Origin of the sequence: Streptomyces sp. NPDC093600 (assembly GCF_044764755.1) — a bacterium.
Lineage (GTDB): Bacteria > Actinomycetota > Actinomycetes > Streptomycetales > Streptomycetaceae > Streptomyces.
Genome location: NZ_JBIWIU010000007.1, coordinates 268,096 through 293,997 on the forward strand (window position 1 = coordinate 268,096; position 25,902 = coordinate 293,997).

Genomic DNA, 25,902 nt, shown 5'->3' on the forward strand with positions numbered 1-25,902 from the left:
GTCCGTAGTGCACGCGCGGCGGACCGAGCTCTGCCGGCCCTGTCCGACTGACGGATCAGGGCCGGAGAGGCTCTAGTCGAAGAATCCGTTGCCGTCCTCGCCGCCCGCCGTGTAGACCGTGATCGTCTGGCCCTGGGTGACCGGGCTGCCTTCCGGCGGGTTGGTGCCCAGGACGGTCGCGTTCTTCTTGTCCGAGCCCTGTGCCGCCACGACCAGGCCCAGCGCCTCCAGCTGCTGCTTCACTTCCTCGAACTTCTTCCCGGCGAGGCCGGTCGGGAGCGTCGTCTGCTGCTGCTGCGGGCCCTTGGAGACCTTCAGAGTGATCTGGACGTCCTTGGACTGGTCGGTGTTGGCCCCCGGCGTCTGGCCGATGACCGTGCCGGCGGGCTGGTCCGAGTCCACGTCCTGGCGGGCGATGTTGGTGAAGCCGAGCGTGCTCAGCTGCTGCACCGCCGCGTCGTAGGACTTGTTGGTGACGTCGGGCAGCGGCGTCTGCTTCTTCTTCGACACCGTGATCGTGACCTCGGTGTTCTGCTCCGCCTTCGAGCCGCCGGTCGGGTTCTGACGCAGGACCCTTCCCGGCTCCTCCTCGGACTCCTCCTTTTCGACCTTCACCCGGAAGCCCTTGGCGCGCAGCTGTTCCTCCGCGCGCTCCTGGGACTTCTCGGTGACGTCCGGGACCTCGATCTGCGGCGCGCCCTCGGAGACGACGACCGAGATCGTCTCGTTGACGTTCATCTTCGCCGTACCGTCCGCCACCGGCGTCTGCCGGCAGATCGTGCCCTTCGGCTGGTCGCAGCGCTCCGAGCCCGCCTGCGCGACCTTCACCTGGGCGTTGGCCGCGAGCCCCTCGGCTTCCTGCAGCGTCTTGCCGACGAGCTGCGGCACGGGCACCTGCTCCGTGCCCTTCTTGTTGTCGAAGATCGAGAGGCCGATCAGGATCGCGCCGACGAGCACCAGGATGCCCGCGAGGACGAGCAGGATGGTGGAGGTGTTCGACTTCTTCTGGCGGCGGCGGTCCGGCCGGTCGTCGTAGCCGTAGCCGCCGTCGTCCGGGTTGATCGGAGGCAGCATGGACGTCTGGCCGGCCGGGTCGGCCTGGCGCAGGGCCGTCGTCGGCTGGTCGTCCGGCGGGTAGCCGCCGTAACCGCCGCCGTACGCGGCCGCTCCCATCGCCGCGGCCGCCGCGACCGGCTGACCGTCGAGGCACGCCTCGATGTCGGCGCGCATCTCGTCCGCCGACTGGTAGCGGTAGTCGGGGTCCTTGACCAGCGCCTTCAGGACGATGGCGTCCATCGAGGGCGTGATCTCGGGGTCGAAGTTGCTCGGCGGCTGCGGCTCCTCCCGTACGTGCTGGTAGGCGACCGCGACCGGGGAGTCGCCCACGAAGGGCGGCCGGACGGTCAGCAGCTCGTACAGCAGGCAGCCGGTGGAGTACAGGTCGGAGCGGGCGTCGACCTGCTCACCCTTGGCCTGCTCCGGGGAGAGGTACTGGGCGGTGCCGATGACCGCGGCGGTCTGCGTCATGGTCATGCCGGCGTCGCCCATGGCGCGGGCGATGCCGAAGTCCATGACCTTGACCTGCCCGGTGCGCGTCAGCATGACGTTCGCCGGCTTGATGTCGCGGTGCACGATGCCGGCCCGGTGCGAGTACTCCAGCGCCTGGAGGATGCCGACCGTCATCTCGAGCGTGCGCTCGGGCAGCAGCTTGCGCCCGGAGTGAAGCAGCTCACGCAGGGTGGAGCCGTCGACGTACTCCATCACGATGTACGGGATGGAGACCCCGTCGACGTAGTCCTCGCCGGTGTCGTAGACCGCGACGATCGCCGGGTGGTTGAGCGAGGCGGCGGACTGGGCCTCACGGCGGAACCGGGCCTGGAAGGACGGGTCACGGGCGAGGTCGGCCCGCAGCGTCTTCACGGCGACGGTGCGGCCGAGCCGGGTGTCGTGGGCGAGGTAGACCTCTGCCATGCCACCACGGCCGAGCACCGAGCCCAGCTCGTACCGGCCGCCGAGGCGACGCGGCTCTTCCATAACTGATCCAGCCCTCTCCGTCTGTCCCGACCGCACCCGTGTGTGGTCCGGCGGTGTGCTGTTCGCGCATACGCTACCGGCCTTACGGAAGGCGTTCCGACCGTGACCGGCACCTGATACCTGACCGGTACACGGCCGGTATCCGGCCGGTGCCCGGCCGGCGGGGTCAGCTCTTGTTCTTCAGTACCGCCTTCATCACGGCCTTGGCGATCGGGGCGGCGAGGCCGCCACCGCTGATGTCCTCGCGGGAGGTGCCCGCGGAGTCCTCGACGATGACCGCGACCGCGACCGGGGATCCCTGGTCGGTCTTGGCGTAGGAGATGAACCAGGCGTAGGGGCGCTTGGCGTTCTTCTCGCCGTGCTGGGCCGTACCCGTCTTGCCGCCGACCTTGACGCCGTCCATGTTCAGGTCGGCGTTGCGGCCGGTGCCGTTCTCGACGACGTTCTCCATCATCGTCTGGATCAGCTGGGCGTTCCGCTGCGAGACCGGGCGGCTCATCTCCTCGGGCTCGTTCCGCTTGAGCACGTCGAGGTTGGGGGCGCGCAGCTCCTCGATCATGTACGGCTTCATGAGCTTGCCGTCGTTGGCGATCGCGGCGGTGACCATCGCCATCTGGAGCGGAGTGGTGGCGGTGTTGAACTGGCCGATGGAGGAGAGCGCGTTTCCGCCGCGGTCCATCTTCTTGTCGTAGACGGAGGCGGCCGAGCGGACCGGGGTGAACTGCTCGGCGTTGAAGCCGAACTTCTCGGCCGTCTCGACCATCTTGTCGCGGCTGACCTCGTCACCGAGCTTGGCGAAGACGGAGTTGCAGGAGACTTCCAGCGCCCTGTTCAGGCTGGCGTTCTCGCAGTCCCGGGCGTGGTTGACCATGTTCCTGGTCGAGAGTGGGATCTTGTACGGCTCGGGGGTGTCCGTCGGCGCGTTGATGTCCGTGACCTTGCCGTGCTCCAGCGCTGCGGCCGCCGTGACGACCTTGAAGACGGAGCCGGGCGGGTAGATCTCGCGCAGCGCGCGGTTGAGCTTCGGCTTGTTCTTGTCCTTCTCGAGCGCGATCCACGCCTTCTCGTCCTTGCCGGAGTAGCCGGCGAAGGACGAGGGGTCGTAGGAGGGGGTGGACGCCAGCGCCAGGATCTTGCCCGTACTGGGCTCGATGGCGACGACGGCACCGGTCTTCTTGCCGAGCCCCTCGAAGGCGGCCTTCTGGGCGGCGCCGCTCAGGGTGGTGACGACGTCGCCGCCCTTCTTCTTGTCGCCGGTGAACATCGCCAGCGTGCGGTCGAAGAAGAGCCGGTCGTCGTTGCCGGTGAGGATGCCGTCCTCGATCTTCTCGATCTGGTTGGCGTCGTACGCCTGGGAGGCGTACCCGGTCACCGGGGCCCACATGGGGCCGTCGGTGTAGGTCCGCTTGAACCGGTAGTACGGGTCCTGGGAGTCGACCGAGCCCGTGATCGGCTTGCCGTCCACGATGATGTTGCCGCGGACGTTGGCGTACCGCTCGATCTGCACGCGCTTGTTGCGGGGGTGCGCGTTCAGTTCGTCGGCGCGGACGTACTGGATCCAGTTGTCGCGGATCAGCAGGGCGAGGACCAGCAGGCCGCAGAAGATCGCGACCCGGCGCAGGGGCTTGTTCACGGACGGACCACCTGGGTCATCTCGGCGTCGGGGGACGGGGCGGGGGCGGGCGCCGGGCGGCGCGCGGTGTCGCTGATCCGGATGAGGATGCCGATCAGGGCCCAGTTGGCGATCACGGAGGAACCGCCGTACGCGAGGAACGGCATGGTCATACCGGTCAGCGGGATGAGGCCCATCACACCGCCGGCGACGACGAAGATCTGCAGCGCGAACGCGCCGGACAGGCCCATGGCGAGCAGTTTGCCGAACGGGTCGCGCGCCGCGAGGGAGGTGCGGACACCGCGCTCGATGATCAGGCCGTAGAGGAGGAGGAAGGCCATGACACCGGTCAGTCCGAGCTCCTCGCCGACGGTGGCGAAGATGAAGTCGGAGTTGGCGGCGAAGCCGATCAGGTCGGAGTTGCCCTGGCCAAGGCCGGTGCCGAGGATGCCGCCGGAGCCGAACGACATCATGACCTGGGTCATCTGGTCACAGGCGGGGACCGTCTCGGCGCAGGAGAAGGGGTCCGCCCAGGCGTCGACACGAGCCTGGACGTGACCGGCGAAGGAGGCCACACCCACAGCGCCCGCGACGGACATCAGCAGACCCATGACGATCCAGCTGGTCCGCTCCGTCGCCACGTACAGCATGATCACGAACATGCCGAAGAACAGCAGCGAGGTGCCGAGGTCGTTCTCGAAGATCAGGATGAGGAGGCTGACGGCCCAGATCGTGATGATCGGGCCGAGGTCACGGCCTCGCGGCAGATAGAGCCCCATGAAGCGCCGGCTGGCCAGGGCCAGGGCGTCCCTCTTCACCATGAGATAGCCGGAGAAGAAGACCGCCAGGACGATCTTCGCGAACTCGCCGGGCTGGATGGAGAAGCCGCCGATGCGGATCCAGATCCTGGCACCGAAGACGTCCGCGCCGAGTCCCGGGACCAGCGGCAGGAGCAGCAGGACGAGCGCTGCCACCATCGAGATGTACGTGTAGCGCTGGAGGACCCGGTGGTCCTTCAGGATCAGCAGAACGCCCACGAACATCGCGATGCCGATGGCCGAGTACAGCATCTGGTTGGGGGCGTCAGGGGTGAAGGTCTTGTACCGGGCGATGATGCGCGGCGACTGGTCGAGCCGCCAGATCAGCACCAGACCGAGGCCGTTGAGCAGCGTGGCCAGCGGCAGCAGCAGCGGGTCCGCGTACGGGGCGAACTTCCGCACCACGAGATGCGCGACGCTCGCGAGCAGGCCGAGGCCCAGCCCGTAGCCGAGCATCCCGGAGGGCACCTCGCCGTCGATCGCGAGGCCGACGTTGAGGTACGCGAACACCGGGATGACGACGGCGAACGCGAGCAGCGCCAGCTCGGTGTTGCGGCGGCTCGGCGCCTCGATCGCGCCGATGGTGGTCGTGTTGGTGACAACGCTCATGGTGGTGAAAGGCCCCCCTACGGGTGCTTACTGCTTGCCGCAGTTCGAGGCCAGCTTCTGCTCGTCCTCCGAGAGGGTGGGGCCCGGGGAGGGAGCGGCTGTGGTGGGCTTGGTGTCGGGCGAGGCCGCGCCGTCGGCCGGAGGCTTGCTCGCCTGGTCCGCGGCCTTGTCGGCCGCCGCCCGGCGCTGCTCCTGCTTCTTGCAGGCCGAGGCCTGCAGGGCGAGCTCCTGGATCTTGGTCTTCGCCTTGCCGAGGCTGCCCCCGGCGATCGTGTCCTCGACCTGCTTGCGCTGGTACGGCGGGAGGTACTTGAGTTCGATCTCGGGATGGTCCTTCTCGACCTCCGAGAGCGACAGCCAGGCGAGATCCTGGCTGATGCCCCGGTACAGCGCGACGTGCTCGTCCTTGGAACCGACGTAGTACTGGGTCTGCGTCCAGCGGTAGCCGCTGTACGCGCCGCCCCCGAGCACGGCGAGCGCGAGGAGCAGGAAGAAGCTCCGCTTCAGCCACTTGCGGCCGGTGCGCGGCTTGTCGAAGTCCTCGTCGCTGTACGCCCCGAAGGAGCCCTGCGGAGGCATCCCGCCGTAGCCGTGGTCGTCGCCGCTGCCGGGCGGGCCGAAGCCGCCCGCCGGCGGCTGCTGGGGCGAGGCCGTGCGGCCGAGCCCGGAGGCGCGGCCGGCCGGGGTCTGCATCGCTCCGCCGTCGTGGGGCTGCGCCTGGTTCTCGGCGACCGCGCCGACGATGACGGGGGTGTCGTTGAGCTGACCGGCGAGGGTGTCGCCGCCGTCGACGTCGAGGACGTCGGCGACGATCACCGTGATGTTGTCGGGGCCGCCGCCGCGCAGCGCGAGCTGGATCAGCTCCTGCACGGTCTCCTGCGGGCCCTGGTAGCTGGCGAGGGTGTCCTCCATCGTCTGGTGGGAGACGACTCCGGACAGCCCGTCGGAGCAGATGAGGTAGCGGTCACCGGCGCGGACCTCGCGGATCGACAGATCCGGTTCGACATGGTCGCCGCTGCCCAGCGCGCGCATCAGCAGGGAGCGCTGCGGGTGGGTGGTGGCCTCTTCCTCGGTGATCCGGCCCTCGTCGACGAGCCGCTGCACCCAGGTGTGGTCCTGCGTGATCTGGGTCAGGACGCCGTCGCGCAGCAGATAGGCGCGGGAGTCGCCGACGTGCACCAGGCCGAGGCGCTGGCCGGTCCACAGCAGGGCGGTGAGCGTGGTGCCCATGCCCTCGAGCTGAGGGTCCTCCTCGACCATCATCCGCAGCTGGTCGTTGGCGCGCTGCACCGCGGCACCGAGCGAAGTGAGGATGTCCGAACTGGGGACGTCGTCGTCGAGGGTGACCAGGGTGGAGATCACCTCGGAGGAGGCGACCTCACCGGCGGCCTGGCCGCCCATGCCGTCGGCGATCGCGAGCAGCCGCGGTCCGGCGTAGCCGGAGTCCTCGTTGCCCTCGCGGATCATGCCCTTGTGGGAACCGGCGGCGAAGCGCAGGGACAGACTCATGCGCACCTGCCCTGTCGACGCCGCCTCGGGGTACAGCCGGTCTCGAGCCACACTGCCCACCCTCCGGTCGGGAGCCCGTGCCGGTGCGCGGCCCGGACCTGCCGGTCCGCCGCGCGATCCGTCATGGGGACCGCCTCGGCCCGCTCGCTCCGCTCGCACTCATTCATGACGTAGCACTACTTCCGCAGCTCGATGACGGTCTTGCCGATGCGGATCGGCGCGCCCAGCGGAATCGGCGTGGCCGTGGTGAGGCGGGTCCGGTCGAGATACGTGCCGTTGGTGGACCCGAGATCCTCGACGATCCACTGCCCGTCCCGGTCCGGGTAGATCCTGGCATGCCGGCTGGAGGCGTAGTCGTCGTCCAGCACGATCGTCGAATCGTGGGCCCGGCCGAGCGTGATGGTCTGCCCCTGCAGGGCGACCGTCGTGCCGGTGAGGGTGCCCTCGGAGACGACCAGCTTCGTCGGGGCGCCACGGCGCTGGCGGCCGCCGCCCCCGCTCTGCTGGCCGCGCTGCTGGGGAGGCGCGGCCGCCTGCCGCGCGTTCTGCTGCGGTCTGGCGTCCTGGCGCCGCGAACCGCGCTGTGTGACACGTGTGCCGAACAGATCGCTGCGGATGACCTGGACGGCCACGATGACGAACAGCCACAGAACGGCCAGGAAACCCAACCGCATGACCGTCAGGGTCAGCTCTGACATTGCCCCCGCTTCACCCTTCGGCTTGCCGGTAAACGATGGTGGTGCTGCCCACGACGATCCGCGAGCCGTCGCGGAGCGTAGCGCGGGTGGTGTGCTGCCCGTCCACCACGATGCCGTTGGTGGACCCGAGATCCTGGATCGTCGAGGGCGTTCCGGTCCGGATCTCGCAGTGCCGGCGCGAAACGCCGGGATCGTCGATCCTCACGTCCGCGTCGGTGCTGCGGCCAAGGACCAGGGTCGGGCGGGAGATCTGGTGGCGGGTGCCGTTGATCTCGATCCAACGGCGCACCGGGGCGCCGGAGGAAGGCATCGGGCCGGGCGCACCGGCCGCGGGACGGCCGGCGGCCGGAGCCGTGCGCTGGGGGCTGCCCGGCGGCGGGGCCGCGGGCATCGGCGGAGCGCCGACAGGCGGGTAGCCGTAGCCACCGGGGGCGCGGCCCTGCTGCTGGTGGCCGGCGGCGGGCGGCTGCGGCTGTGACGAACTCGACGCGAGGGTGCGGCTGCGCACCCGGTACAGACCGGTGTCGAGGTCGTCGGCCTTCTCCAGATGGACCTTGATGGGGCCCATGAAGGTGTAGCGCTGCTGCTTGGCGTAGTCGCGGACCAGGCCGGACAGCTCGTCGCCGAGCTGGCCCGAGTAAGGGCTGAGACGTTCGTAGTCGGGCGTGCTCAGCTCGACGATGAAGTCGTTCGGGACGACGGTCCGCTCGCGGTTCCAGATCGTCGCGTTGTTGTCGCACTCGCGCTGGAGAGCGCCCGCGATCTCGACGGGCTGGACCTCGGACTTGAAGACCTTGGCGAAGGTGCCGTTGACCAGACCTTCGAGACGCTGCTCGAACCGCTTCAGGACTCCCATGGGGCACCTCCTCCGTCGTTGCCGTCCTGGTACTGCTTACTGATCGTATCCACGCGTCGGGAAATCGGCTGGTTCCCCTTCTCTGCCCTGTGGACGAGTGTCACCTCTCACACGGATCGTAGAGGCGGCCTGTGGACAGTGTCCCGCACCCGGGGAGCGTCCTGGGAGAGCGGGGCGAAGCGGCGGGGCGGCCGGTGGGCGGTCCGTCCCGTTCCTCCCGGTACTCGAGCCCGGTTCCCGGGCGGTGCTCGTTCGCTTTTCCCGCCTGTGCGCGACCGGCTCGGTCCGGGTCTTCGATCGATCCGTCGGCCCCTCCTTCTACTCCCCGCGCTTCTTCCCGCGTCTTGTCGTGGCCGGTGTCTCTTCCCTCGCTCCTGCTCTCCTCCCTCCCTGTTCACTGGGCGGGCGGCCGAAACAACGGATGTGAATCCACGGTCTGCGGCGTGCTAATCTTCTGATGTCGCCAGGCGCTCGCACCGAAAGGTGAGGGAGCCCGGAGCACACCCAATGCGCGGGTGGCGGAATAGGCAGACGCGCTGGATTCAGGTTCCAGTGCCCGAAAGGGCGTGGGGGTTCAACTCCCCCCTCGCGCACCAGACGGAAGCCCCGTAGGTCATCGACCTACGGGGCTTCCGCGTTGTCCGCGCCGCTCGGCGAGGGGTGGGTGCGACGTTCGTCGCATCAGCGGGCGACAAAAGTCGGACGCGGGCGGGGCGGGCCGCTGCCTAGGGTGCGGGCGTGGACGCGTCTTCGAGGATCAGAGCCGGGATCGGCGCCGGGTGGCGGTGGTTCGCGGCGCCCGGCATGTGGTCACGGCGCAGAGCCGCCGGCGAGGCGGTCCTCGCGGTGGTGATGGCGCTGCTCGCGGCCGGCACCGAGGAGCTGGTCGGCGGCGAGGGATGGCGGCTCGCCTGGGTCGCCCTGACCGCCGCCCTGCTGTCGCTGCTGCGGCGTCGGCTGCCCGCGACGGTACTGATCGCGACCGGGGCGCTCGCGCCGCTCCTGCCGGGGTTCCTGGTGCTGCTGATCCTCGTCGGCTGGTCGGCGGGACGCCATGTGGCCGGTGCGGGACGCGCGCTGACGGCGTACACCGTCTCGTACGTACTGAACGTCGGCACGACTCTGCTGGAGTCCTGGGAGCAGCAGCGGATGCTCAGCATCGTGCTGCTGACGACGCTGTACTACCTGGCGACGACGCTGGCACCCGGGCTCGCCAACCGTTACTGGACCCAGCGCCGGACGCTGCTGCACGCCCTTCAGGAGCGCAACGCCCAACTGCTGCGGGAGCGCGTCATGGTGGCGAGCCAGGCGCGGCTGCGGGAGCGGCAGCGGATCGCCCAGGACATGCACGACAGCCTCGGACACCAGCTGGCGCTGATATCCGTGCACACCGGCGCCCTGGAGGTCGACAAGGAACTGACCGACCGGCAGCGCGAGGCCGTCGGGGTGCTGCGCAACGCGTCGGTGACCGCGATGCACGAACTGCGCGAGGTCGTCGGCATCCTCCGGGACGGGGTCGAGGCGCCGGACACGGTGCCGACCGTACCGGCGCGGGCCGGTGACGAATCGGGACGGGCGGCACGGGGGGCCGCCGGTATCGAGGGGCTCGTGGAGGCGGCACGGGCCGCGGGGAACCAGGTGCAGCTGCGCCGGCTCGGGGGCTCTCAGCCGCTGCCGCCCGCCGCCGACCACGCGGCGTACAGGATCGTCCAGGAGGCGCTGACCAACGCCTACAAGCACGCTCCGGGTGCCCCGATCGAGGTCGAGCTGCGCTACGAACCGGACTCGTTCGTGGTGGAGATCGTCAACGAGGCGGCCGCGGAGCCACCGCGTGACGTGGTGAGCGGCGGCCAGGGGCTGACCGGGCTGCACGAGCGGGCCCGGCTGGTCGGCGGCATGGTCCACGCGGGGCCGGTCGACGGCGGGGGCTTCCGGGTCGCCGGGGTCCTGCCCTACGGCGTCGTGGAGGCAGCGCCTTTGGTCGATGCGGCCGACGACTTCCGGCAGCAGTCGACGGCACCCGTGATCGGCGACGGTGGGCGGGTGTCAGTCGGACCGGCCGACTGGACGTTCACGGAGCGGGAGTTGGCGATGGCGTTGAGCGGGGGCAGGAGCAAGAGTGGCGGGTTCGCGCTGGGATGCGGGATCGCGTTCGCGGCACTGGTGCTGCTGATGGTGGCCGTGGGCTTCGGCATCTACTTCCTGATGGGATCGGTGAAGGAGGGGATGATCGACCCGGGCCAGTACGACGCGGTGAAGGTCGGTACGGCCGAGCAGGAGGTCCGCGACCAGCTCCCCTCCGGCGACACGATCGCCACCACGGGACTGCACGGCAGAGGCCCGGCGGAGCCCGAGGGCTCGAAGTGCCTGGTGCTGATGTCGTCGGAGATAGGGGAAGGGATCGAGACCGAGCCGGTTTTCCGGTTCTGCTTCAAGGACGGCAAGCTGATCGAGAAGAAGTCGTACGAGGTCAAGCGGTAGCGCTGGGCCCGCCCGTATCGGTAGCCGTGGGGGAGTAGCTGTGGCAGGGCAGCGCATCAGGGTCGTGATCGCCGATGACGAACCGTTGATCAGGGCCGGGATCCGGATGATCCTCACCTCGGACGCGGAGATCGAGGTCGTCGCGGAGGCCGCGAACGGCCGTGAGGCGGTCGAGGAGGCGCGGGCGCACGCCGCCGACGTGGTGCTGCTCGACATCCAGATGCCGGTGCTCGACGGACTCTCCGCCCTGCCCGAGCTGCGCAGGGCCGCGCCGGCGGCGCGGGTGATCGTGCTGACGACCTTCGGCGAGCGGGAGAACGTACTGCGGGCGCTGGAACACGGCGGCGCCGGATTCCTGCTCAAGGACACGGCACCGGCCGAGCTGATCCGGGCGGTGCGGGCCGCGGCGGCCGGGGACGCGTATCTCTCACCGGCCGCAACCCGGCACGTGGTCGAGCGTCTGGCCTCCGGGCGGGAGGCGGCCCGTGCGGAGGAGGCCCGCGGCCGGGTGGCGTCGCTGAGCGAACGGGAGCGTGAGGTGCTCGCCCTGCTGGGGGAGGGACTCTCCAACGCGGACGCGGGGAAGCGACTGCATATGAGCGAGGCGACGGTGAAGACGTATGTGAGCCGGATCCTGGCCAAGCTGGGCTGCGAGAACCGGGTGCAGGCGGCGCTGCTGGCCCGGGACGCGGGGCTGTAGCGGGCCGGGGCGGGGCCGCGGGGCGTCGAGTGACGTCGTCGTGGCGGGGCGGTGGTCAGCGGAGGGCGTCGGGGATGCCGGCGGTGCCCGCGGCGTTGTAGCGGAGCAGGTACGCGGCGAACTGGGCGAGGTCCTCGGCCGACCAGTCCTTGAGGCGTTCCTGGTAAGCGGCCAGACGGCTCGCCTGGGTGGAGGAGAGGACGGCGGCGCCCGCCTCCGTCGGGTGCAGGACCTGTACGCGGTGGTCGGCCGGGTCCGGGCGGCGCTCCACCAGACCCAGCTTCTCCAGACCCGCCACCTGCCGACTGACCGTCGACTTGTCCAGCAGGTAGTGCGCGGCGAGATCCGTGGCGCGGCAGCCCTGCTGGTCGACGATGTGCGCGAGCAGCGTGTACGAGACGAGCGGCAGCTCGGGGTGGAGCCGTGCCGCAGCCGCGCGCGCCCGGCGGGCGAACGCCGTCAGCTCCCGCTGGATGATGTCGACGGATGACTCGCGCGCGCCGTCGGTCATGGTGCGCTCCTTCGCTGTGGGTCGCGGACCGTCCCGCTTCAGTTGTATAGTACAACGGTTGCTTAGTTGTAAAAGCCAACCATGGAGGTCCGCTCGTGCCCGCCCGACCCGCCCCCACAGGAACGAACGCCCCGGGCGCGCTGCGGCACGTCCTCGGGCACCTGCTCACCCCGCTCCTGATGTGCGTCGGCATGGGACTCGCCTACCTCGGCGCCTTCCACGCCCCCCACCCCCACGACCTGCGCGTCGACGTCATCGGCTCCGGACCCAGCGCCCAGGTCCTGGCCCAGACCCTCCACGACAAGGGCGACGGCGCCCTCGACGTCCGTACCGTCACCGACCGGGACGCCGCCGTCTCCGCCCTGCGCGAGCGGACCAGCTTCGGCGCCTACATCCCCGGCCCGCGCCCCGAACTGCTCGTGGCCTCCGCATCCTCGGACACCAGCGCCATGGCGGTGGAGAAGGTCTTCACCAAGGTCGCCGCCGGACAGGGCGCGCCGCTCACGGTGACCGACGTCGCCCCCGTCTCCGACGGAGACCCCACCGGACAGGGCATCTTCTTCCTGCTCGTCGCCCTCAGCATCGGCTCGTACGCCTCCGTCGCCGTGATCGGCGGCGCCGGCGCGGCCCTGCCCCCGCGGATCCGGGCACTGCTCGCCGCCGGCATGTCACTCGTCGTCAGCCTCATCGGCACTGTCTTCGCCGGACCGCTGTTCCACCTCGTCGACCAGGGCCTCGCCGGCGTCTGGGCCATGTCCTGGCTGTACTCGGCCGGCATCCTGCTGATCGGCGTCGGACTCCACACCTTCCTGCGCCGCTGGACCACCCTCGGCGTGATGGTGCTCTTCGTGATGCTCAACTTCACCAGCTCCGGCGGCATCTACCGGCCCGAACTCCAGCCCGGCTTCTTCGGCGCCCTGCACGCCTTCTGGAACGGCGCCGGCTTCGTCGAGGGCGTCCGCAGCCATGTGTACTTCGACGGCCACGCGCTCGGCGGACACCTCCTGGTCCTCGCGCTGTGGTTCCTCGCCGGAGTCGCCATGACCGCCCTCGCCGGACTGACCGAAGCACGCCGCCGGCCGCCCCGTGCCGCGTCCACCGACGCCCCCGCCGAGACCGAGGAGGAGATGGAAGAGGCCGTCGGCGTGTAGGCGTACCCCCCGCAGGTGAGTGAGTTGTCCACAACGCATGGGTTGTCCACAGGGGGGAAGACGGCCCGAACAGCCCGGCGGTACGGTCATGTTCGCTTGATGGCGATGTCGGACATCGCATCGGACAGGCGCGACAACGGGGGAGGACGTCCCATGGGCGAGAACCAGGCAGCGGTACCCGGACAGCGGAGCACGGGCAGCGAGCGCATCCCGCATGTACCAGGATTCGCGGCGCGCACCGCCACAGGAGCCACAGACTCCCCCAAGCAACAGGGCAAGCGACTGCGTGAACGCGTCCCGCGCTCCGCCCACAAGGAACTGTCGCTGCCGGCCGACCGACCCGACGCCGTCCGCGCCGTTGAGGAGTCGAGCCGCGACCGCGTACCGGAACTCGCACCGATACGCGTCGGCAGAATGGCCGCGAGCCCCTTCGCCTTCCTGCGCGGCGCCGCCGGACTGATGGCCCACGACCTCACCGGCTCACCCGTCACCGGCATCGCCGCCCAGATATGCGGCGACGCCCACGCGGCCAACTTCGGCCTCTACGGCGACGCCCGCGGCGGACTCGTCATCGACCTCAACGACTTCGACGAGACCGTCGTCGGCCCCTGGGAATGGGACCTCAAGCGGCTGGCCACCTCCCTCGTCCTCGCCGGACGAGAGGTGGGCGCGAGCGAGGAAACCTGCCGGGCCGCCGCCTTCGACACCGCCGGCGCCTACCGCCGCACCATGCGACTGCTGGCCCGACTCCCCGCCCTCGACGCCTGGAACGCGATCGCCGACGAGGAACTCGTCTCCCACACCGACGCCCGAGACCTGATCGGCACCCTCGAACGGGTCTCCGAGAAGGCCAGGAACAACACCAGCGCACGGTTCGCCGCCAAGGCCACCGAGACCGTCACCCCCGAGGAAGGCGGCGGCCGGCGGTTCGTGGACGCCCCGCCGGTGCTACGCCGGGTCCCCGACACGGAAGCGGCCGAGGTCGCCGCCTCCCTCGGCCCCTACCTCGAAACCGTCTCCGAGGACCGGCTGCCGCTCCTCGCCCGCTACGCCGTCCACGACGTCGCGTTCCGGGTCGTCGGCACCGGCAGCGTCGGCACCCGCTCCTACGTGGTGCTGCTGCTCGACCACCGGGGCGAGGCGCTCGTCCTCCAGGTGAAGGAAGCACGGCCCTCCGCCCTGCTCCCCCACCTCCCGGCCGTCGGCTTCACGGTCGACGACCCGGCGCACGAGGGACGGCGCGTGGTGCTCGGACAGAAAAGGATGCAGGTCGTCAGCGACATCCTCCTCGGCTGGACCACCGTGCGGGGGCGCCCCTTCCAGGTACGCCAGTTCCGCAACCGCAAGGGCAGTGTCGACCCGGCCGCCCTCACCCCGGACCAGCTCGACGACTACGGCCGCATGACCGGCGCGCTGCTGGCCCGAGCCCACGCACACAGCGCCGACCCACGACTGATAGCCGGCTACTGCGGCAAGAACGAGGAGCTGGACGAGGCGATCACGGCGTTCGCCGTGGCGTACGCCGACCGCACCACGGCGGACCACGCCGAACTGGTGACGGCGGTGAACGACGGCCGTATCGCGGCCGAGCTCGGCGTGTGATGGCTGCTGGGCTGCCCGACGCGGGCGCCCGAGGCCAACCACCGACGATCGGCTGAGCCGACCACCGACGACCGCCGACGACCGGCGACGCGGGACAAGGGGTGGGGAGGGGCGGGGGAGGGAGGGGGGGAGGGAGGGGGGGAGGGGCCCCCGGTGACCGTAGGCTGGTGGGGTGACGAGCCGGAACGAGGACGTGGACGTGGACCGACACACGGACCCAGCCGTGGACCCAGCCGCCGGGCAGGGCCCCGACGAGCGCCCCGGCCAGGTCTTGGCCGAGGACGCCGTCCACGGCACGGACGGCCCTGGGGCCGAGGATGCCGGCCAGGTCCCTGACGGGGGCGCGGCCGGGAGCGCCGGCCAGGTCCCGCCCGCGGGTGCCGGCCAGGGCCCGTCCGAGGGCTCCGGCCAGGGCCCTGAGCAGGGGGCGGGGGCGGAGCGGCCCGAGGCGCGGCTGGAGAAGGCTGTGCGGGTGGCCGAGCAGGCGCTGATCGAGTTCGAGATCGCCGTCGAGACGTTCCGGGTGGAGGTCGAGAACTTCTCCCGGCTGCACCATCAGAAGCTCGGTCCGATGTACGCGCGGCTCGACGAGCTGGACGCGCGGATCGCCGAGGCGCGGGCGGCCAGGACCGGGGATCCGGAGGATCTGCGGCTGGCGCAGGAGGCGCGGGCGGCCGTCATGCCGATGCCCGGTGTGGAGGAGCTCTTCCACGACTGGATGGACTCCGACGGACTGTCCGCCGAGGCCGCCGCGATGCTCACCGAGCAGCCGGTGCAGCCGCCGAAGCGGGTCAGGCCGGGTGAGGAGGCCCGCAAGCTGTATCGCGAGCTGGCCCGCAAGGCTCACCCCGACCTGGCGCGGGAGGACGACGAGCGCAAGCGGCGCGAGGAGTTCATCACCCGCGTGAACGCGGCGTACGCCCGTGGTGACGCGGCGCTGCTCCGCGAGCTGTCCGAGGAGTGGGCGGCCGGTCCGGCGCCCGCCGCGGAGCGGCTGAGCGAGAGCGAGGAGCTGTACGCGCGTCTCGAGTGGCTGTCGCAGCGCAAGGAGCTGTTGAGCGTGGTCGCGCGTGAGCTGGAGGAGAGCGCGATCGGCGCGATGCTGCGGATGGCGCCCGACGACCCGGACCGGCTCCTGGAGGAGATCGCCGAGCAGCTGCTCGCGCAGGTGTCGGAGCGTGAGGCGGAGCTGGCCGGCCTGGTGCAGTAGTTTTTCAAGGAAGTTTTCAAGAAGCTCGAAGGTCGTTCGAGCGGCTGAGACGAGAGAAGGCAAGTCCCATGAATTTCGCCCCGCTGCCCTCGGTGGACGCTGCCTCTGTGCCGGCCGATGCCCTGGTGCTGGATGTCCGGGAGGACGACGAGTGGGCGGCCGGTCATGTCGAGGGCGCCCTGCACGTTCCGATGAGCGATTTCGTGGCGCGCTTCGGTGAGGTGACGGAGGCGGTGGCCGATGGGCGCCGCGCGTATGTGATGTGCCGGGTGGGTGGTCGGTCGGCGCAGGTCACGCAGTATCTGGTGCAGCAGGGGATCGACGCGGTGAACGTCGACGGCGGCATGCTCGCCTGGGACGGTGCCGGGCGTCCGATGGTGACGGACAGCGGCAGTCCGGCGTTCGTCCTCTGAGCGGTCCGGTGGTCTCTCCCCTGAGTGGTCCGCGGGTTTCGCACGGGCGTTTCAGGTGAGGGGGTGGGCGGCCAGGAGGTCGCCCAGGGCCTCCTCGTGGGCGGCGGCGGGGCCGAGGGAGAGTTCCAGCTGCTTGGCCCAGGCGTGGTAGCGGTGCAGGGGGTAGTCGGTGTCGGCGCCGATGCCGCCGTGCAGGTGCTGGGCGGTCTGCACCACGCGGCGTACGCCTTCGGAGGCCCAGATCTTGGCGACGGCGATGTCGGCGTCCACGGGCAGGGGCCCGCCGGCCGAGGTGGTGATCCGCCAGGCGGCCTGCCAGAGGGTCGCCTCCATGGCGCGTAGGTCGATGTAGCGGTCGGCGGCCTGGACGGCGACGGCCTGGAAGGTGGCCACGGGGTGGCCGAACTGTTCCCGCTTGCCGGTGTACCGGCTCGTCATGGCGAGCACGGCTTCGCCGAGGCCGAGGGCGAGCGCGCAGGTGCCGGTGGCGAGGACGCTTCGCAGCTGTTCCCAGGCGCCGTCGGTGTCGATGACGGAGTCGGCGTCGAGGCGGACGGAGTCGAGGTGGAGTTCGGCGAGGAGTTCTCCGCTGGTGGAGTACTGGTCGGCGAGGGTGAGACCGTCGTGGGCGGGGGGCAGCAGGGCGAGGATGGTGCGGCCTTCGGCGGTGTGGGCGGGGACGGCGATGAGGTCGGCGCCGTGCGCCCAGGGGACGGCGCTCTGGAGGCCGTCGAGGATCCAGTGGGTGCCGTTGTGGCGGGCGGTGACGGCGAGTTCGGCGGGGTCGTGGCCGCTGCGGCCGTTGGAGGCGGCGGTGAGGACGAGTTCGCCGCGGCCGACGCGGGGCAGGAGGTCGGCGGCCGTGCGGCCGGTGGCGTACCTCTCGATGGTCATGGCGACGGCGCTGGTTTCCAGCAGGGGGACGCGGGCGAGGACCCGGGCGGATTCGCGCAGGACGAGGCAGAGTGCGATGGTGTCGAGGCCCGCGCCGCCGTGTACGGGGTCGAGGACGAGGCTGAGGAGATCGGCGGCGGCGAGGCGGGACCAGAGCGGCCGGTCGAAGTCCTCGGCGACGGCGCCCGGGGCGAGGGCGGGGCTTGGTACTCCGTCGGGTGTGACGTCCGAGAAGACCGCTCTGGCCGCTTCGACGGCCGCCTGCTGTTCCTCGGTGAAGGTGAAGTCCACAGCTTTCCCTTCCGTTCGCCCGCGCGGGTTCGTGACGGCCCGTCTCCTGACGGGCCGTCAACATAGAACAGGTTCTAGGCGATGGGAAGGGCCGCGCCTGGAAGGGCGGCGTACGGCGGTGTCAGCGGTCGAAGTCCAGCTCGACTTCCGCGGTGGCCGGGTGGGACTGGCACGCCAGGACGTATCCGGCTTCGGTCTCCTCCGGCTCCAGCGCGAAGTTGCGGTCCATCCGCACCTCGCCGCCGACCAGGAAGGCGCGGCAGGTGCCGCACACCCCGCCCTTGCAGGCGTACGGGGCGTCGGCGCGGGCCCGCAGCACGGTGTCGAGGAGGGTCTCCCCCTCCTGCACGGGCCAGTTGCCGGAACGGCCGTGCAGGGTGGCCGTCAGCGTGGCGTGGACGGGCGCGTCGGCGGTCGGTGGCGAGGCGGGCGCCGAGCCGTCGTCGACGTGGAAGATCTCCTGGTGGATCCGTCCGCGGTCCACGCCGAGTCCGCGCAGGGCGCGCTCGGCGCCCTGGACGAGGCCGAAGGGACCGCACAGGAACCAGCCGTCGATCTCGTCGACCGGCAGCAGGGCCGGCAGCAGAGCCGTGAGCCGGTCCTTGTCGAGCCGCCCGGACGGCAGACCGGACTGCTGCTCCTCGCGGGAGAGGACGGTGACGAGCTGGAAGCGGTCGGGGAAGCGGTCCTTGAGGTCGGCGACCTCGTCGAGGAACATCGTGGAGGACGCGGTGCGGTCGCTCCGGATGAGGCAGAACCGGGCTTCCGGCTCCTGGGCGAGGAGGGTGGCGGCCATGGAGAGGACCGGGGTGATGCCGCTGCCGCCGACGATGGCGGCGAAGTGCCCGGGCCGGGGGGCGAGGAGGAAGCGGCCCATCGGCTCCATGACCTCGACGGTGTCGCCGACGGCCAGTTCCTTGAGCGCGTACGTGGAGAACTCGCCGCCGTCGACCAGTCGGATGCCCACGCGCAGCACGGGATCCTGTCCGGCCGGGGCGGCCGGTGTGCAGATCGAGTACGTGCGGCGGATCTCCTCGCCGTTCGACGCGATGCGGCGCAGGGCGAGGTGCTGGCCGGGGATGTGGCGGTAGGTCTCGCGCAGTTCGGGCGGGACCGCGAAGGTGACGGCCACCGAGTCGTCCGTGAGCTGCTCGACGTCGCTCACCCGGAGCGGATGGAACCCAGCCCGTCCGGCGCTTGAGGGCACCATCTACAACTCCTTGAAGTGGTCGAACGGTTCGCGGCAGGCGACGCACCGGCGCAGCGCCTTGCAGGCGGTGGAGGAGAAGCGGCTCAGCAGCTCGGTGTCGGTGGAGCCGCAGTGCGGGCAGCGGATCGCGAGGGTGAGCGCCACCGGTCCTCCGGCGGGGCCCTGGGGGCGGGGCGGCGCGATGCCGAAGTCGGCGAGTTTGCGCCGGCCTTCCTCGCTGATGTCGTCCGTCGACCAGGCGGGGGCCAGGACGGTGACGACGGAGACCTCCGGGATGCCGTGGTCGTGGAGCGCGCGCTCGATGTCCGAGGACATCGTCTCGATGGCGGGGCAGCCGGTGTACGTGGGGGTCAGCGCGATCTCGACCTTGCCGGGGCCGAGGAGGCGGGCCCCTCGCAGGACGCCGAGCTCCTCCAGGGTGAGGACGGGCAGCTCCGGGTCGGGAACGGCGCCGGCGATCCGGCTGAGCTCCTCCTCCAGGGCTGTCATGGTCACCATGTCGCCCCCGGGTGGCTGCGGTGCAGGTGCTGCATCTCGGCGAGCATCCTTCCGAAGGACTCGGTGTGGAGTCCTTGCCGGCCGGCGCCAGCGCTCCAGGCGCCGCCGCGCGGCCCGTCGGGGAGGGTGAGGGTGGCGCGGTCGAGGACGGCGGTGACCGAGGCCAGCCAGGCGGTCTCCATGGCCTCGTGGTCGACGTCGAGTCCTTCGACGGGCTGGAACAGTTCGCCGGTGTAGCGCCACAGGGCGTCGCAGGCGCGCTGCATCCGGTCGTGGCTCTCGGCGGTGCCGTCGCCGAGGCGCAGGGTCCAGTGCTCGGCGTGGTCCTGGTGGTAGGCGACTTCCTTGACGGCCTTGGCGGCGAGGCCGGCCAGGGGGCTGTCGCCGGTCGCCAGCCGGGCGTAGAGGAGCCGCTGGTAGGTGGAGAAGTAGAGCTGGCGGGCGATGGTGTGGGCGAAGTCGCCGTTCGGCTGCTCGACGAGCTGGACGTTGCGGAAGGCTCGTTCCTCGCGGAGGTAGGCCAGTTCGTCCTCGTCTCCGACGAGGGAGAGCAGGACCCGGGCCTGGCCGAGGAGGTCGAGGGCGATGTTGGCGAGGGCGACGTCCTCTTCCAGGACGGGGGCGTTGCCCGCCCACTCCCCCAGGCGCTGGGAGAGCACCAGGGCGTCGTCGCCGAGGGCGAGGGCGGCGTCCGTGATCAGCGCGGTGTCGCTCACAGGTGCTTCACCCCCTCCGGGATGTCGTAGAACGTCGGGTGCCGGTAGGGCTTGTCCGCCGACGGTTCGAAGAAGGGGTCCTTCTCGTCGGGGGAGGAGGCGGTGATCGCGGTGGAGGGGACCACCCAGATCGACACGCCTTCGTTGCGGCGGGTGTAGAGGTCGCGGGCGTTGCGCAGGGCCATCTCCGCGTCGGGCGCGTGCAGGCTGCCCGCGTGGGTGTGGGACAGTCCGCGGCGCGATCGCACGAACACCTCCCACAGGGGCCATCCGTCGGTGGTCATGCCCGTGCCTCCCCGTCCCGCTGGTCCGTGCGCGTGCCGCGCTCGGCGTGCTCGGTGTTCGTGTCGTCCTCGGTGTTCTTGTCGTGCGCGGCGTGGCTGCCGTGCCCGTCGTGCCGGTCGCGCTTCTCGTGCTTCTCGGCGTAGGCCGCGGCGGCCTGCCTGACCCAGGTGCCGTCCTCGTGGGCCTGGCGCCGCCTGCTGAGCCGCTGTTCGTTGCAGGGGCCGTTGCCCTTGAGGACTTCCCAGAACTCGGTCCAGTCGATCGGCCCGAAGTCGTAGTGGCCGCGCTCCTCGTTCCACCGCAGGTCCGGGTCGGGGAGGGTGAGTCCGAGCGCCTCGGCCTGGGGGACTGCGATGTCGACGAACCGCTGGCGCAGTTCGTCGTTGGAGTGCCGCTTGATCTTCCAGGCCATCGACTGCGCGGAGTGGGCCGACTCGTCGTCGGGCGGGCCGAACATCATCAGCGAGGGCCACCACCAGCGGTTGACGGCGTCCTGCGCCATCGCGTGCTGGGCCTCGGTGCCCTGGGAGAGGGCGAGCAGCGCTTCGTACCCCTGCCGCTGGTGGAAGGACTCCTCCTTGCAGATCCGGACCATCGCGCGGGCGTACGGGCCGTAGGAGCAGCGGCAGAGCGGGACCTGGTTGGTGATGGCCGCGCCGTCGACCAGCCAGCCGATGGCGCCGACGTCGGCCCAGGTCAGCGTGGGGTAGTTGAAGATCGAGGAGTACTTCTGGCGGCCGGAGTGGAGCTTGTCGAGGAGCTCGTCGCGGCTGGTGCCGAGCGTTTCGGCGGCGCTGTAGAGATACAGGCCGTGGCCGGCTTCGTCCTGCACCTTCGCCATGAGGATCGCCTTGCGCCGCAGTGAGGGCGCGCGGGTGATCCAGTTGGCTTCCGGCTGCATGCCGATGATCTCGGAGTGGGCGTGCTGGGCGATCTGGCGGACGAGGGAGGCGCGGTAGGCGTCGGGCATCCAGTCGCGCGGTTCGATGCGCTCGTCGGCGGCTACGGCGGCGTCGAACACCGCTTCGTAGGCGGCCTGGGTCGCCGCCGTGGCCACGGTCGTGGCTTGGCCCTGTCCGGCCCGCGCGTCCTGTGCGTCCGCGGTCGCTGTTGTCGCTGCCGTCCCTGCCGTCATCTGATCCCCTACCGACCGATCGTTCGGTTGAATGACTTCAATGGTGGGTCGGCGGCCCGTATGGTGTCAACCCTGTGGATAACGCGGTGGGCCGATCGGGATCGGGGCGGGATGGACGCGTACGACGACGAGGATGTGCGTGAGGAGCCCCGCGCGGGCGCCGGCATCGCCTCACTGTCGCTGCCGTACCAGGTCGTCGCCGCCGTCGCCCTGGCCGTGATCGGGGTCTTCGCCTGCGTCCACCTCGCGATGGTGTTTCTGCACGTCGCGCCCTCGAACACGCTGACCAAGCAGCACGGCGAGGCGGTCGACGGCTGGGTCTACCCCGAGTTCGAGCAGAACTGGAAGCTGTTCGCGCCCAACCCGCTCCAGCAGAACGTCGCCGTACAGGTGCGCGCCGAGGTCGCCGGCGACGACGGTGGCCGGCGCACCACCGGCTGGATCGACCTGTCGGCCCAGGACGCGGAGGCGATCCGCGGCAGCCTGCTGCCCAGCCACGTCGACCAGAACGTGCTCCGCCGGGCCTGGGACTTCTACCTCAACTCCCACACCGACGACCACCGGCCCAACGGTCTGCGCGGCCGGCTCTCCGAGGGCTACATGCGGCGGATCGTGATGCTCCGGCTCGATGAGCGGGATCTCGGGGGCACGGTGGAGCGGATACAGCTCCGCTCCTCGGTCCGCCCGATCCCGGCCCCGGTGTGGAGCACCGAGAAGACCGACACCAAACCGGTGTACCGGGAGGTCCCCTGGTGGACGGTGAGCACGGCCGATCTGCCCGGCAGGACGCGGGCCGAGCGTACGGAGGCCGGCCGGTGAACCGACCAGCAGGAGGCGCGGCGCGCGGCCGCGACGCCCGTGAGCCGTTCGACCGCCGGCTCGCCCGGGCCGTCCAGCGCGTCACCGCCTCGGCCCTCGGCCCGTACCAGACCGCGATCGTCCGGATCGGCTTCGCGCTCACCTGGCTGCTCTTCCTGCTGCGCGAGCTGCCCCACCGCCATGAGCTCTACGGGCCGGACGGCCCCTGGTCGTGGGAGATGGGACGGCAGCTGATCGCCGACAACAGTGCCTTCACGGCGCTGATGTGGTCGGACGGCCGGCTCTGGTTCGAGATCGTCTACGGACTCGCCGTGCTCTCGGCCGTCCTGCTGCTCCTGGGCTGGCACACCCGCGCCGTGTCGGTGGTCTTCATGGCCGGGGTGCTGTCGCTGCAGAATCGCTCCATCTTCGTGGGGGACGGCGGCGACAACGTCGTGCACCTCGCCGCGATCTATCTCGTCCTGACCCGCTGCGGCCAGGTCTGGTCCCTGGACGCCCGCCGCGCCGCACGGCAGGAGCGCGAGGCCCGTGAGGCCCGTGACGCCCATGAGGCTGCGGAAATCAGTGAGGCGCCCGCGGCGCCTGAGGCCGGCCACCCGCCGCCCCCGCCGCCATCGCGCCAGCGGCGCGATGTCGTGGGACCGCTGCTGTGGACCGTGCTCGGCGGCTTTCTGCTCGCCGCCACCGCCTTCTCCGGGGTCACGGGCGAGCCCTGGCTGCTGGTGCTGCTGTGGGTGCTGTGGCTGGGTCATGCGCTGTGGTGGCTGGTGTGCCGCCTCGCGCCCGGTGAGCCGCGCACGCTCCTCGATGTGCTGGCCAACCTCGCCCACAACGCCACGCTCGTCGTGATCATGGCCGAGGTCTGTCTGATCTACGCCACGGCCGGCTGGTACAAGATCCAGGGCTCGCGCTGGCAGGACGGCACCGCGCTGTACTACCCGCTGGAGCTGGACTACTTCACCCCCTGGCCCGGCCTCTCAGACCTGCTGGGGTCCAGCGGGGTGATGGTGATGGTGCTGACCTACGGCACCGTCCTCGTCCAGGTCGCCTTCCCCTTCACGCTCTTCAACCGCAAGGTCAAGAACGTCCTTCTGGTCGCCATGATGCTGGAGCACGCGGGGATCGCCGTGCTCCTGGGGCTTCCCGTCTTCTCGCTGGCGATGATCTCCGCGGACGCGGTGTTCCTGCCGACGGCGTTCCTGGTCGGGCTCGGCGCGGCGGTGGGGCGCGGCCGGGACCGGTTGCTGTCGCGGCTGCCCGGCGGTGCGGTGCCGAAGCAGCGCCGTACGGGTGAGGAGCCGGCCCCCCGTACCCTCGTCGGGTGAGCACCACCGACGAGAACCCCGAGGCCGGCGGGCCGACCGAGCCGATCCAGTACGACGACGGGTACGCGCCCGAGGTCGGTGTCGGTCCGCACCCGTCGCCCTGGCCTCAGGGTGAGCGCTACGACCCGGAGCTGCTGGCCGGCGGGGACCGGCGCAATGTCGTCGACCGCTACCGCTACTGGACACGCGAGGCGATCGTCGCCGACCTGGACAGCCGGCGTCACGACTTCCATGTGGCGGTGGAGAACTGGGGCCACGACTTCAACATCGGTTCGGTGGTGCGGACCGCCAACGCCTTTCTGGCGAAGGAGATCCACATCGTGGGGCGGCGGCGCTGGAACCGGCGCGGCGCGATGGTGACCGACCGCTACCAGCATGTGCGCCACCACCCGGACACCGAGTCGCTGACGGCCTGGGCGGCGGCCGAGGACCTGCCGATCATCGGGATCGACAACCTGCCGGGAGCGGTGCCCCTGGAGCGGACGGTGCTGCCGCGCCGCTGTGTGCTGCTCTTCGGCCAGGAGGGGCCGGGGCTCACGGAGGAGGCCCGCAAGCACGCGCTGATGGTGTGCTCGATCGCCCAGTTCGGTTCGACCCGGTCGATCAACGCGGGGGCGGCGGCCGCGATCGCCATGCACGCGTGGGTGCAGCGGTACGCCGAGATCACCGGCGACGGCGGGACCGGCGCGGAGGCCCCGTAGGGCCCCCGCGCGCGTGCCTCAGGCCTGGCGGCGGACCTCCACCACGCGGAAGCGGTTGGAGACGAACGCTCCGTCGCACAGGGCCGCGTTCGCGGCCGGGTTGCCGCCGGAGCCGTGGAAGTCGGAGAACGCGGCGGTCTGGTTGACGTAGACCCCGCCCGTCAGATTCAGCGAGAGCTGGGCCGACTCCTCCAGGCAGACCTCCTCAACCGCGCGCTCGGTGTCGACGGAGGTGGTGTACGCGCCGACCGTCATCGCGCCCTTCTCGCGGACCGTGCGGCGCAGCAGCTCCAGGGCGTCGGCGGTCGAGTCGACCGAGACGGCGAAGGAGACCGGTCCGAAGCACTCCGAGAAGTACGCCGCCTCCGCGTCCGGCTTGGAGCCGTCCAGCTTCACGATGACGGGCGTACGGACGACGGCGTCCGGGAAGTCCGGGTTGGGCACCTCGCGGGAGGCGAGCGCCACCTCGCCGAGCTCCGCCGCGGCCTCCAGGCGCGCCTTCACGTCGGGGTTGACCAGGGCGCCGAGCAGGGCGTTCGCCCGGGCGTCGTCACCGAGGAGGCCGCCGACCGCCGCCGCGAGGTCGGTGACGACCTCGTCGTACGACTTGGGGCCCGCGTCGGTGGTGATGCCGTCCCGGGGGATCAGCAGGTTCTGCGGGGTGGTGCACATCTGGCCGCTGTACAGCGAGAGGGAGAACGCCAGGTTGGACAGCATGCCCTTGTAGTCGTCCGTGGAGTCGACGACGACCGTGTTGACGCCCGCCTTCTCGGTGTAGACCTGCGCCTGGCGGGCGTGGGTCTCCAGCCACTCGCCGAAGGCGGTGGAGCCGGTGTAGTCGATGATCCGGATCTCGGGGCGGACGGCCAGGGTCTTGGCGATGCCCTCGCCGGGCCGCTCCACGGCCAGTGCGACCAGGTTCGGGTCGAAGCCGGTCTCGGCGAGGACCTCACGGGCCACGCGGACGGTGAGGGCCAGCGGGAGGACGGCGCGCGGGTGCGGCTTGACCAGGACGGGGTTGCCGGTCGCGAGGGAGGCGAACAGGCCGGGGTAGCCGTTCCACGTCGGGAAGGTGTTGCAGCCGATCATCAGCGCGATGCCGCGTGGGACGGGGGTGAACTCCTTGGTCAGCTCCAGCGGGTCCCGCTTGCCCTGCGGCTTGGACCAGTCGGCGTTGCCGGGGGTGCGGGTCTGCTCCGCGTACGCGTACGCGACCGCTTCGAGGCCGCGGTCCTGGGCGTGCGGGCCGCCGGCCTGGAACGCCATCATGAACGCCTGGCCGCTGGTGTGCATGACGGCGTGCGCGAACTCATGGGTGCGGGCGGAGATCCGGGCGAGGATCTCCAGGCAGACCAGGGCGCGGACCTCGGGCCCGGCGTCGCGCCAGGCGGCCATGCCGGCGCGCATGGCGGGCAGCAGGACGTCGATGTCGGCGTGCGGGTACTCCACCCCGAGCGCGGGGCCGTACGGCGAGACCTCCCCGCCGGTCCAGCCGTCCGTGCCGGGCTGGTCCAGCTCGAAGCGGCTGTTCAGCAGCGCCTGGTATGCGGCGAGGCCGGCGGCCGCGTCCAGCGAGCCGTTCTCGCCGTACGCCTTGGGGTGCTCGGGGTGCGGCGACCAGTAGGCGCGGGTGCGGATGGTGTCGAGAGCCTGGTCCAGTGTGGACCGGTGCGTCGCGGCCAGGTGGTCGGTGGTCAGCTGAGCGGCGGCCATGGGCGCAACTCCTCGTCGAGCTGTGCAGGGGCAGGCGGACAGAGTTAGAGTAACCGAACGATCGGTCGGGACAAGGGGGTCTGTCGAAGCTGTGGACAACCCATCGGGGAG

Annotated in this window: 23 protein-coding genes and 1 tRNA gene; 10 read left to right on the forward strand and 14 right to left on the reverse strand. The window is 70.9% G+C overall.

From position 1 onward, the window contains the following. Positions 1-72: 72 nt before the first annotated feature. The 6 genes from pknB to ACIRB4_RS19625 all read right to left on the reverse strand — a co-directional run bounded on the left by pknB (position 73) and on the right by ACIRB4_RS19625 (position 8,136). Positions 73-2,034 (reverse strand): Stk1 family PASTA domain-containing Ser/Thr kinase, encoded by a 1,962-nt coding sequence (pknB, locus tag ACIRB4_RS19600; protein ID WP_403292780.1) that lies wholly within the window; start codon positions 2,032-2,034, stop codon positions 73-75. Positions 2,035-2,200: 166 nt separating this feature from the next. Then, positions 2,201-3,667 (reverse strand): peptidoglycan D,D-transpeptidase FtsI family protein, encoded by a 1,467-nt coding sequence (locus ACIRB4_RS19605; protein WP_403292781.1) that lies wholly within the window; start codon positions 3,665-3,667, stop codon positions 2,201-2,203. Then, positions 3,664-5,073, reverse strand: coding sequence for an FtsW/RodA/SpoVE family cell cycle protein (locus ACIRB4_RS19610; protein WP_403292783.1), 1,410 nt, complete (start codon positions 5,071-5,073; stop codon positions 3,664-3,666). The genes ACIRB4_RS19605 and ACIRB4_RS19610 overlap by 4 nt, the downstream gene beginning before the upstream one ends. Positions 5,074-5,100: 27 nt before the next feature. Then, positions 5,101-6,582 carry a Stp1/IreP family PP2C-type Ser/Thr phosphatase gene (locus ACIRB4_RS19615; protein ID WP_403292784.1) on the reverse strand — a complete coding sequence of 494 codons (1,482 nt, stop codon included), beginning with the start codon at positions 6,580-6,582 and terminating at the stop codon, positions 5,101-5,103. 176 nt (positions 6,583-6,758) lie between these two features. Continuing rightward, positions 6,759-7,280 carry an FHA domain-containing protein gene (locus tag ACIRB4_RS19620; RefSeq protein WP_403292785.1) on the reverse strand — a complete coding sequence of 174 codons (522 nt, stop codon included), beginning with the start codon at positions 7,278-7,280 and terminating at the stop codon, positions 6,759-6,761. Between the two features lie 10 nt (positions 7,281-7,290). Next, positions 7,291-8,136, reverse strand: coding sequence for an FhaA domain-containing protein (locus tag ACIRB4_RS19625; RefSeq protein ID WP_403292787.1), 846 nt, complete (start codon positions 8,134-8,136; stop codon positions 7,291-7,293). 509 nt (positions 8,137-8,645) lie between these two features. Between ACIRB4_RS19625 and ACIRB4_RS19630 the strand changes: the two genes are divergently transcribed. The 3 genes from ACIRB4_RS19630 to ACIRB4_RS19640 all read left to right on the forward strand — a co-directional run bounded on the left by ACIRB4_RS19630 (position 8,646) and on the right by ACIRB4_RS19640 (position 11,317). Further along, positions 8,646-8,732 (forward strand) — tRNA-Leu (locus ACIRB4_RS19630). A gap of 142 nt (positions 8,733-8,874) precedes the next feature. Next, entirely contained in the window at positions 8,875-10,617 is a 1,743-nt protein-coding gene (locus ACIRB4_RS19635) for a sensor histidine kinase (protein WP_403292789.1), read from the forward strand. 40 nt (positions 10,618-10,657) lie between these two features. Further along, the gene (locus ACIRB4_RS19640) at positions 10,658-11,317 is read left to right on the forward strand and encodes a response regulator (RefSeq protein WP_403292791.1); all 660 of its coding nucleotides are present in this window, start codon (positions 10,658-10,660) and stop codon (positions 11,315-11,317) included. Between the two features lie 55 nt (positions 11,318-11,372). On the opposite strand, the gene ACIRB4_RS19645 is transcribed toward ACIRB4_RS19640, so the two are convergent. Further along, a complete protein-coding gene (locus tag ACIRB4_RS19645; RefSeq protein WP_403292793.1) occupies positions 11,373-11,828 on the reverse strand; it encodes a MarR family winged helix-turn-helix transcriptional regulator in 456 nt (151 codons plus the stop codon). 95 nt (positions 11,829-11,923) lie between these two features. Between ACIRB4_RS19645 and ACIRB4_RS19650 the strand changes: the two genes are divergently transcribed. From ACIRB4_RS19650 to ACIRB4_RS19665, 4 genes are all read left to right on the forward strand, one after another. Continuing rightward, positions 11,924-12,979: a hypothetical protein gene (locus ACIRB4_RS19650; protein WP_403292795.1), complete on the forward strand. Its 1,056-nt coding sequence runs from the start codon at positions 11,924-11,926 to the stop codon at positions 12,977-12,979. Positions 12,980-13,132: 153 nt separating this feature from the next. Further along, a complete protein-coding gene (locus ACIRB4_RS19655) occupies positions 13,133-14,581 on the forward strand; it encodes a DUF2252 domain-containing protein (protein ID WP_403292796.1) in 1,449 nt (482 codons plus the stop codon). 454 nt (positions 14,582-15,035) lie between these two features. Next, positions 15,036-15,791 (forward strand): hypothetical protein, encoded by a 756-nt coding sequence (locus ACIRB4_RS19660; RefSeq protein WP_403292954.1) that lies wholly within the window; start codon positions 15,036-15,038, stop codon positions 15,789-15,791. Positions 15,792-15,859: 68 nt separating this feature from the next. Further along, positions 15,860-16,204: a rhodanese-like domain-containing protein gene (locus ACIRB4_RS19665; protein WP_403292797.1), complete on the forward strand. Its 345-nt coding sequence runs from the start codon at positions 15,860-15,862 to the stop codon at positions 16,202-16,204. Between the two features lie 51 nt (positions 16,205-16,255). Here the strand turns inward: ACIRB4_RS19665 and ACIRB4_RS19670 are convergent, their stop codons facing one another. The 6 genes from ACIRB4_RS19670 to paaA form a co-directional block, all read right to left on the reverse strand. After that, positions 16,256-17,389: an acyl-CoA dehydrogenase family protein gene (locus ACIRB4_RS19670; RefSeq protein WP_403292798.1), complete on the reverse strand. Its 1,134-nt coding sequence runs from the start codon at positions 17,387-17,389 to the stop codon at positions 16,256-16,258. Between the two features lie 121 nt (positions 17,390-17,510). Next, positions 17,511-18,599 (reverse strand): 2Fe-2S iron-sulfur cluster-binding protein, encoded by a 1,089-nt coding sequence (locus tag ACIRB4_RS19675; RefSeq protein ID WP_403292799.1) that lies wholly within the window; start codon positions 18,597-18,599, stop codon positions 17,511-17,513. Then, a complete protein-coding gene (gene paaD, locus ACIRB4_RS19680; protein WP_403292801.1) occupies positions 18,600-19,097 on the reverse strand; it encodes a 1,2-phenylacetyl-CoA epoxidase subunit PaaD in 498 nt (165 codons plus the stop codon). After that, positions 19,091-19,813: a 1,2-phenylacetyl-CoA epoxidase subunit PaaC gene (gene paaC, locus ACIRB4_RS19685; RefSeq protein ID WP_403292802.1), complete on the reverse strand. Its 723-nt coding sequence runs from the start codon at positions 19,811-19,813 to the stop codon at positions 19,091-19,093. The genes paaD and paaC overlap by 7 nt, the downstream gene beginning before the upstream one ends. Next, positions 19,810-20,097 carry a 1,2-phenylacetyl-CoA epoxidase subunit PaaB gene (gene paaB, locus ACIRB4_RS19690; RefSeq protein ID WP_356887161.1) on the reverse strand — a complete coding sequence of 96 codons (288 nt, stop codon included), beginning with the start codon at positions 20,095-20,097 and terminating at the stop codon, positions 19,810-19,812. The genes paaC and paaB overlap by 4 nt, the downstream gene beginning before the upstream one ends. Further along, the gene (paaA, locus tag ACIRB4_RS19695) at positions 20,094-21,233 is read right to left on the reverse strand and encodes a 1,2-phenylacetyl-CoA epoxidase subunit PaaA (protein ID WP_403292805.1); all 1,140 of its coding nucleotides are present in this window, start codon (positions 21,231-21,233) and stop codon (positions 20,094-20,096) included. The genes paaB and paaA overlap by 4 nt, the downstream gene beginning before the upstream one ends. Before the next feature lie 111 nt (positions 21,234-21,344). Here paaA and ACIRB4_RS19700 point away from each other — a divergent pair, with 111 nt between their 5' ends. From ACIRB4_RS19700 to ACIRB4_RS19710, 3 genes are read left to right on the forward strand one after another with little or no spacing between them, the layout of a single operon-like run. Continuing rightward, positions 21,345-22,052 (forward strand): DUF5819 family protein, encoded by a 708-nt coding sequence (locus tag ACIRB4_RS19700; RefSeq protein WP_403292806.1) that lies wholly within the window; start codon positions 21,345-21,347, stop codon positions 22,050-22,052. Further along, complete coding sequence (locus tag ACIRB4_RS19705; protein ID WP_403292809.1) at positions 22,049-23,377, forward strand: HTTM domain-containing protein; 1,329 nt, start codon at positions 22,049-22,051, stop codon at positions 23,375-23,377. Before ACIRB4_RS19700 ends, ACIRB4_RS19705 begins: the two co-directional genes overlap by 4 nt. Then, positions 23,374-24,078: a TrmH family RNA methyltransferase gene (locus ACIRB4_RS19710; protein ID WP_403292810.1), complete on the forward strand. Its 705-nt coding sequence runs from the start codon at positions 23,374-23,376 to the stop codon at positions 24,076-24,078. Before ACIRB4_RS19705 ends, ACIRB4_RS19710 begins: the two co-directional genes overlap by 4 nt. A gap of 18 nt (positions 24,079-24,096) precedes the next feature. Here ACIRB4_RS19710 and paaN read toward each other — a convergent pair whose 3' ends face one another. Next, positions 24,097-25,791, reverse strand: coding sequence for a phenylacetic acid degradation protein PaaN (paaN, locus tag ACIRB4_RS19715; RefSeq protein WP_403292812.1), 1,695 nt, complete (start codon positions 25,789-25,791; stop codon positions 24,097-24,099). Positions 25,792-25,902: the final 111 nt, after the last annotated feature.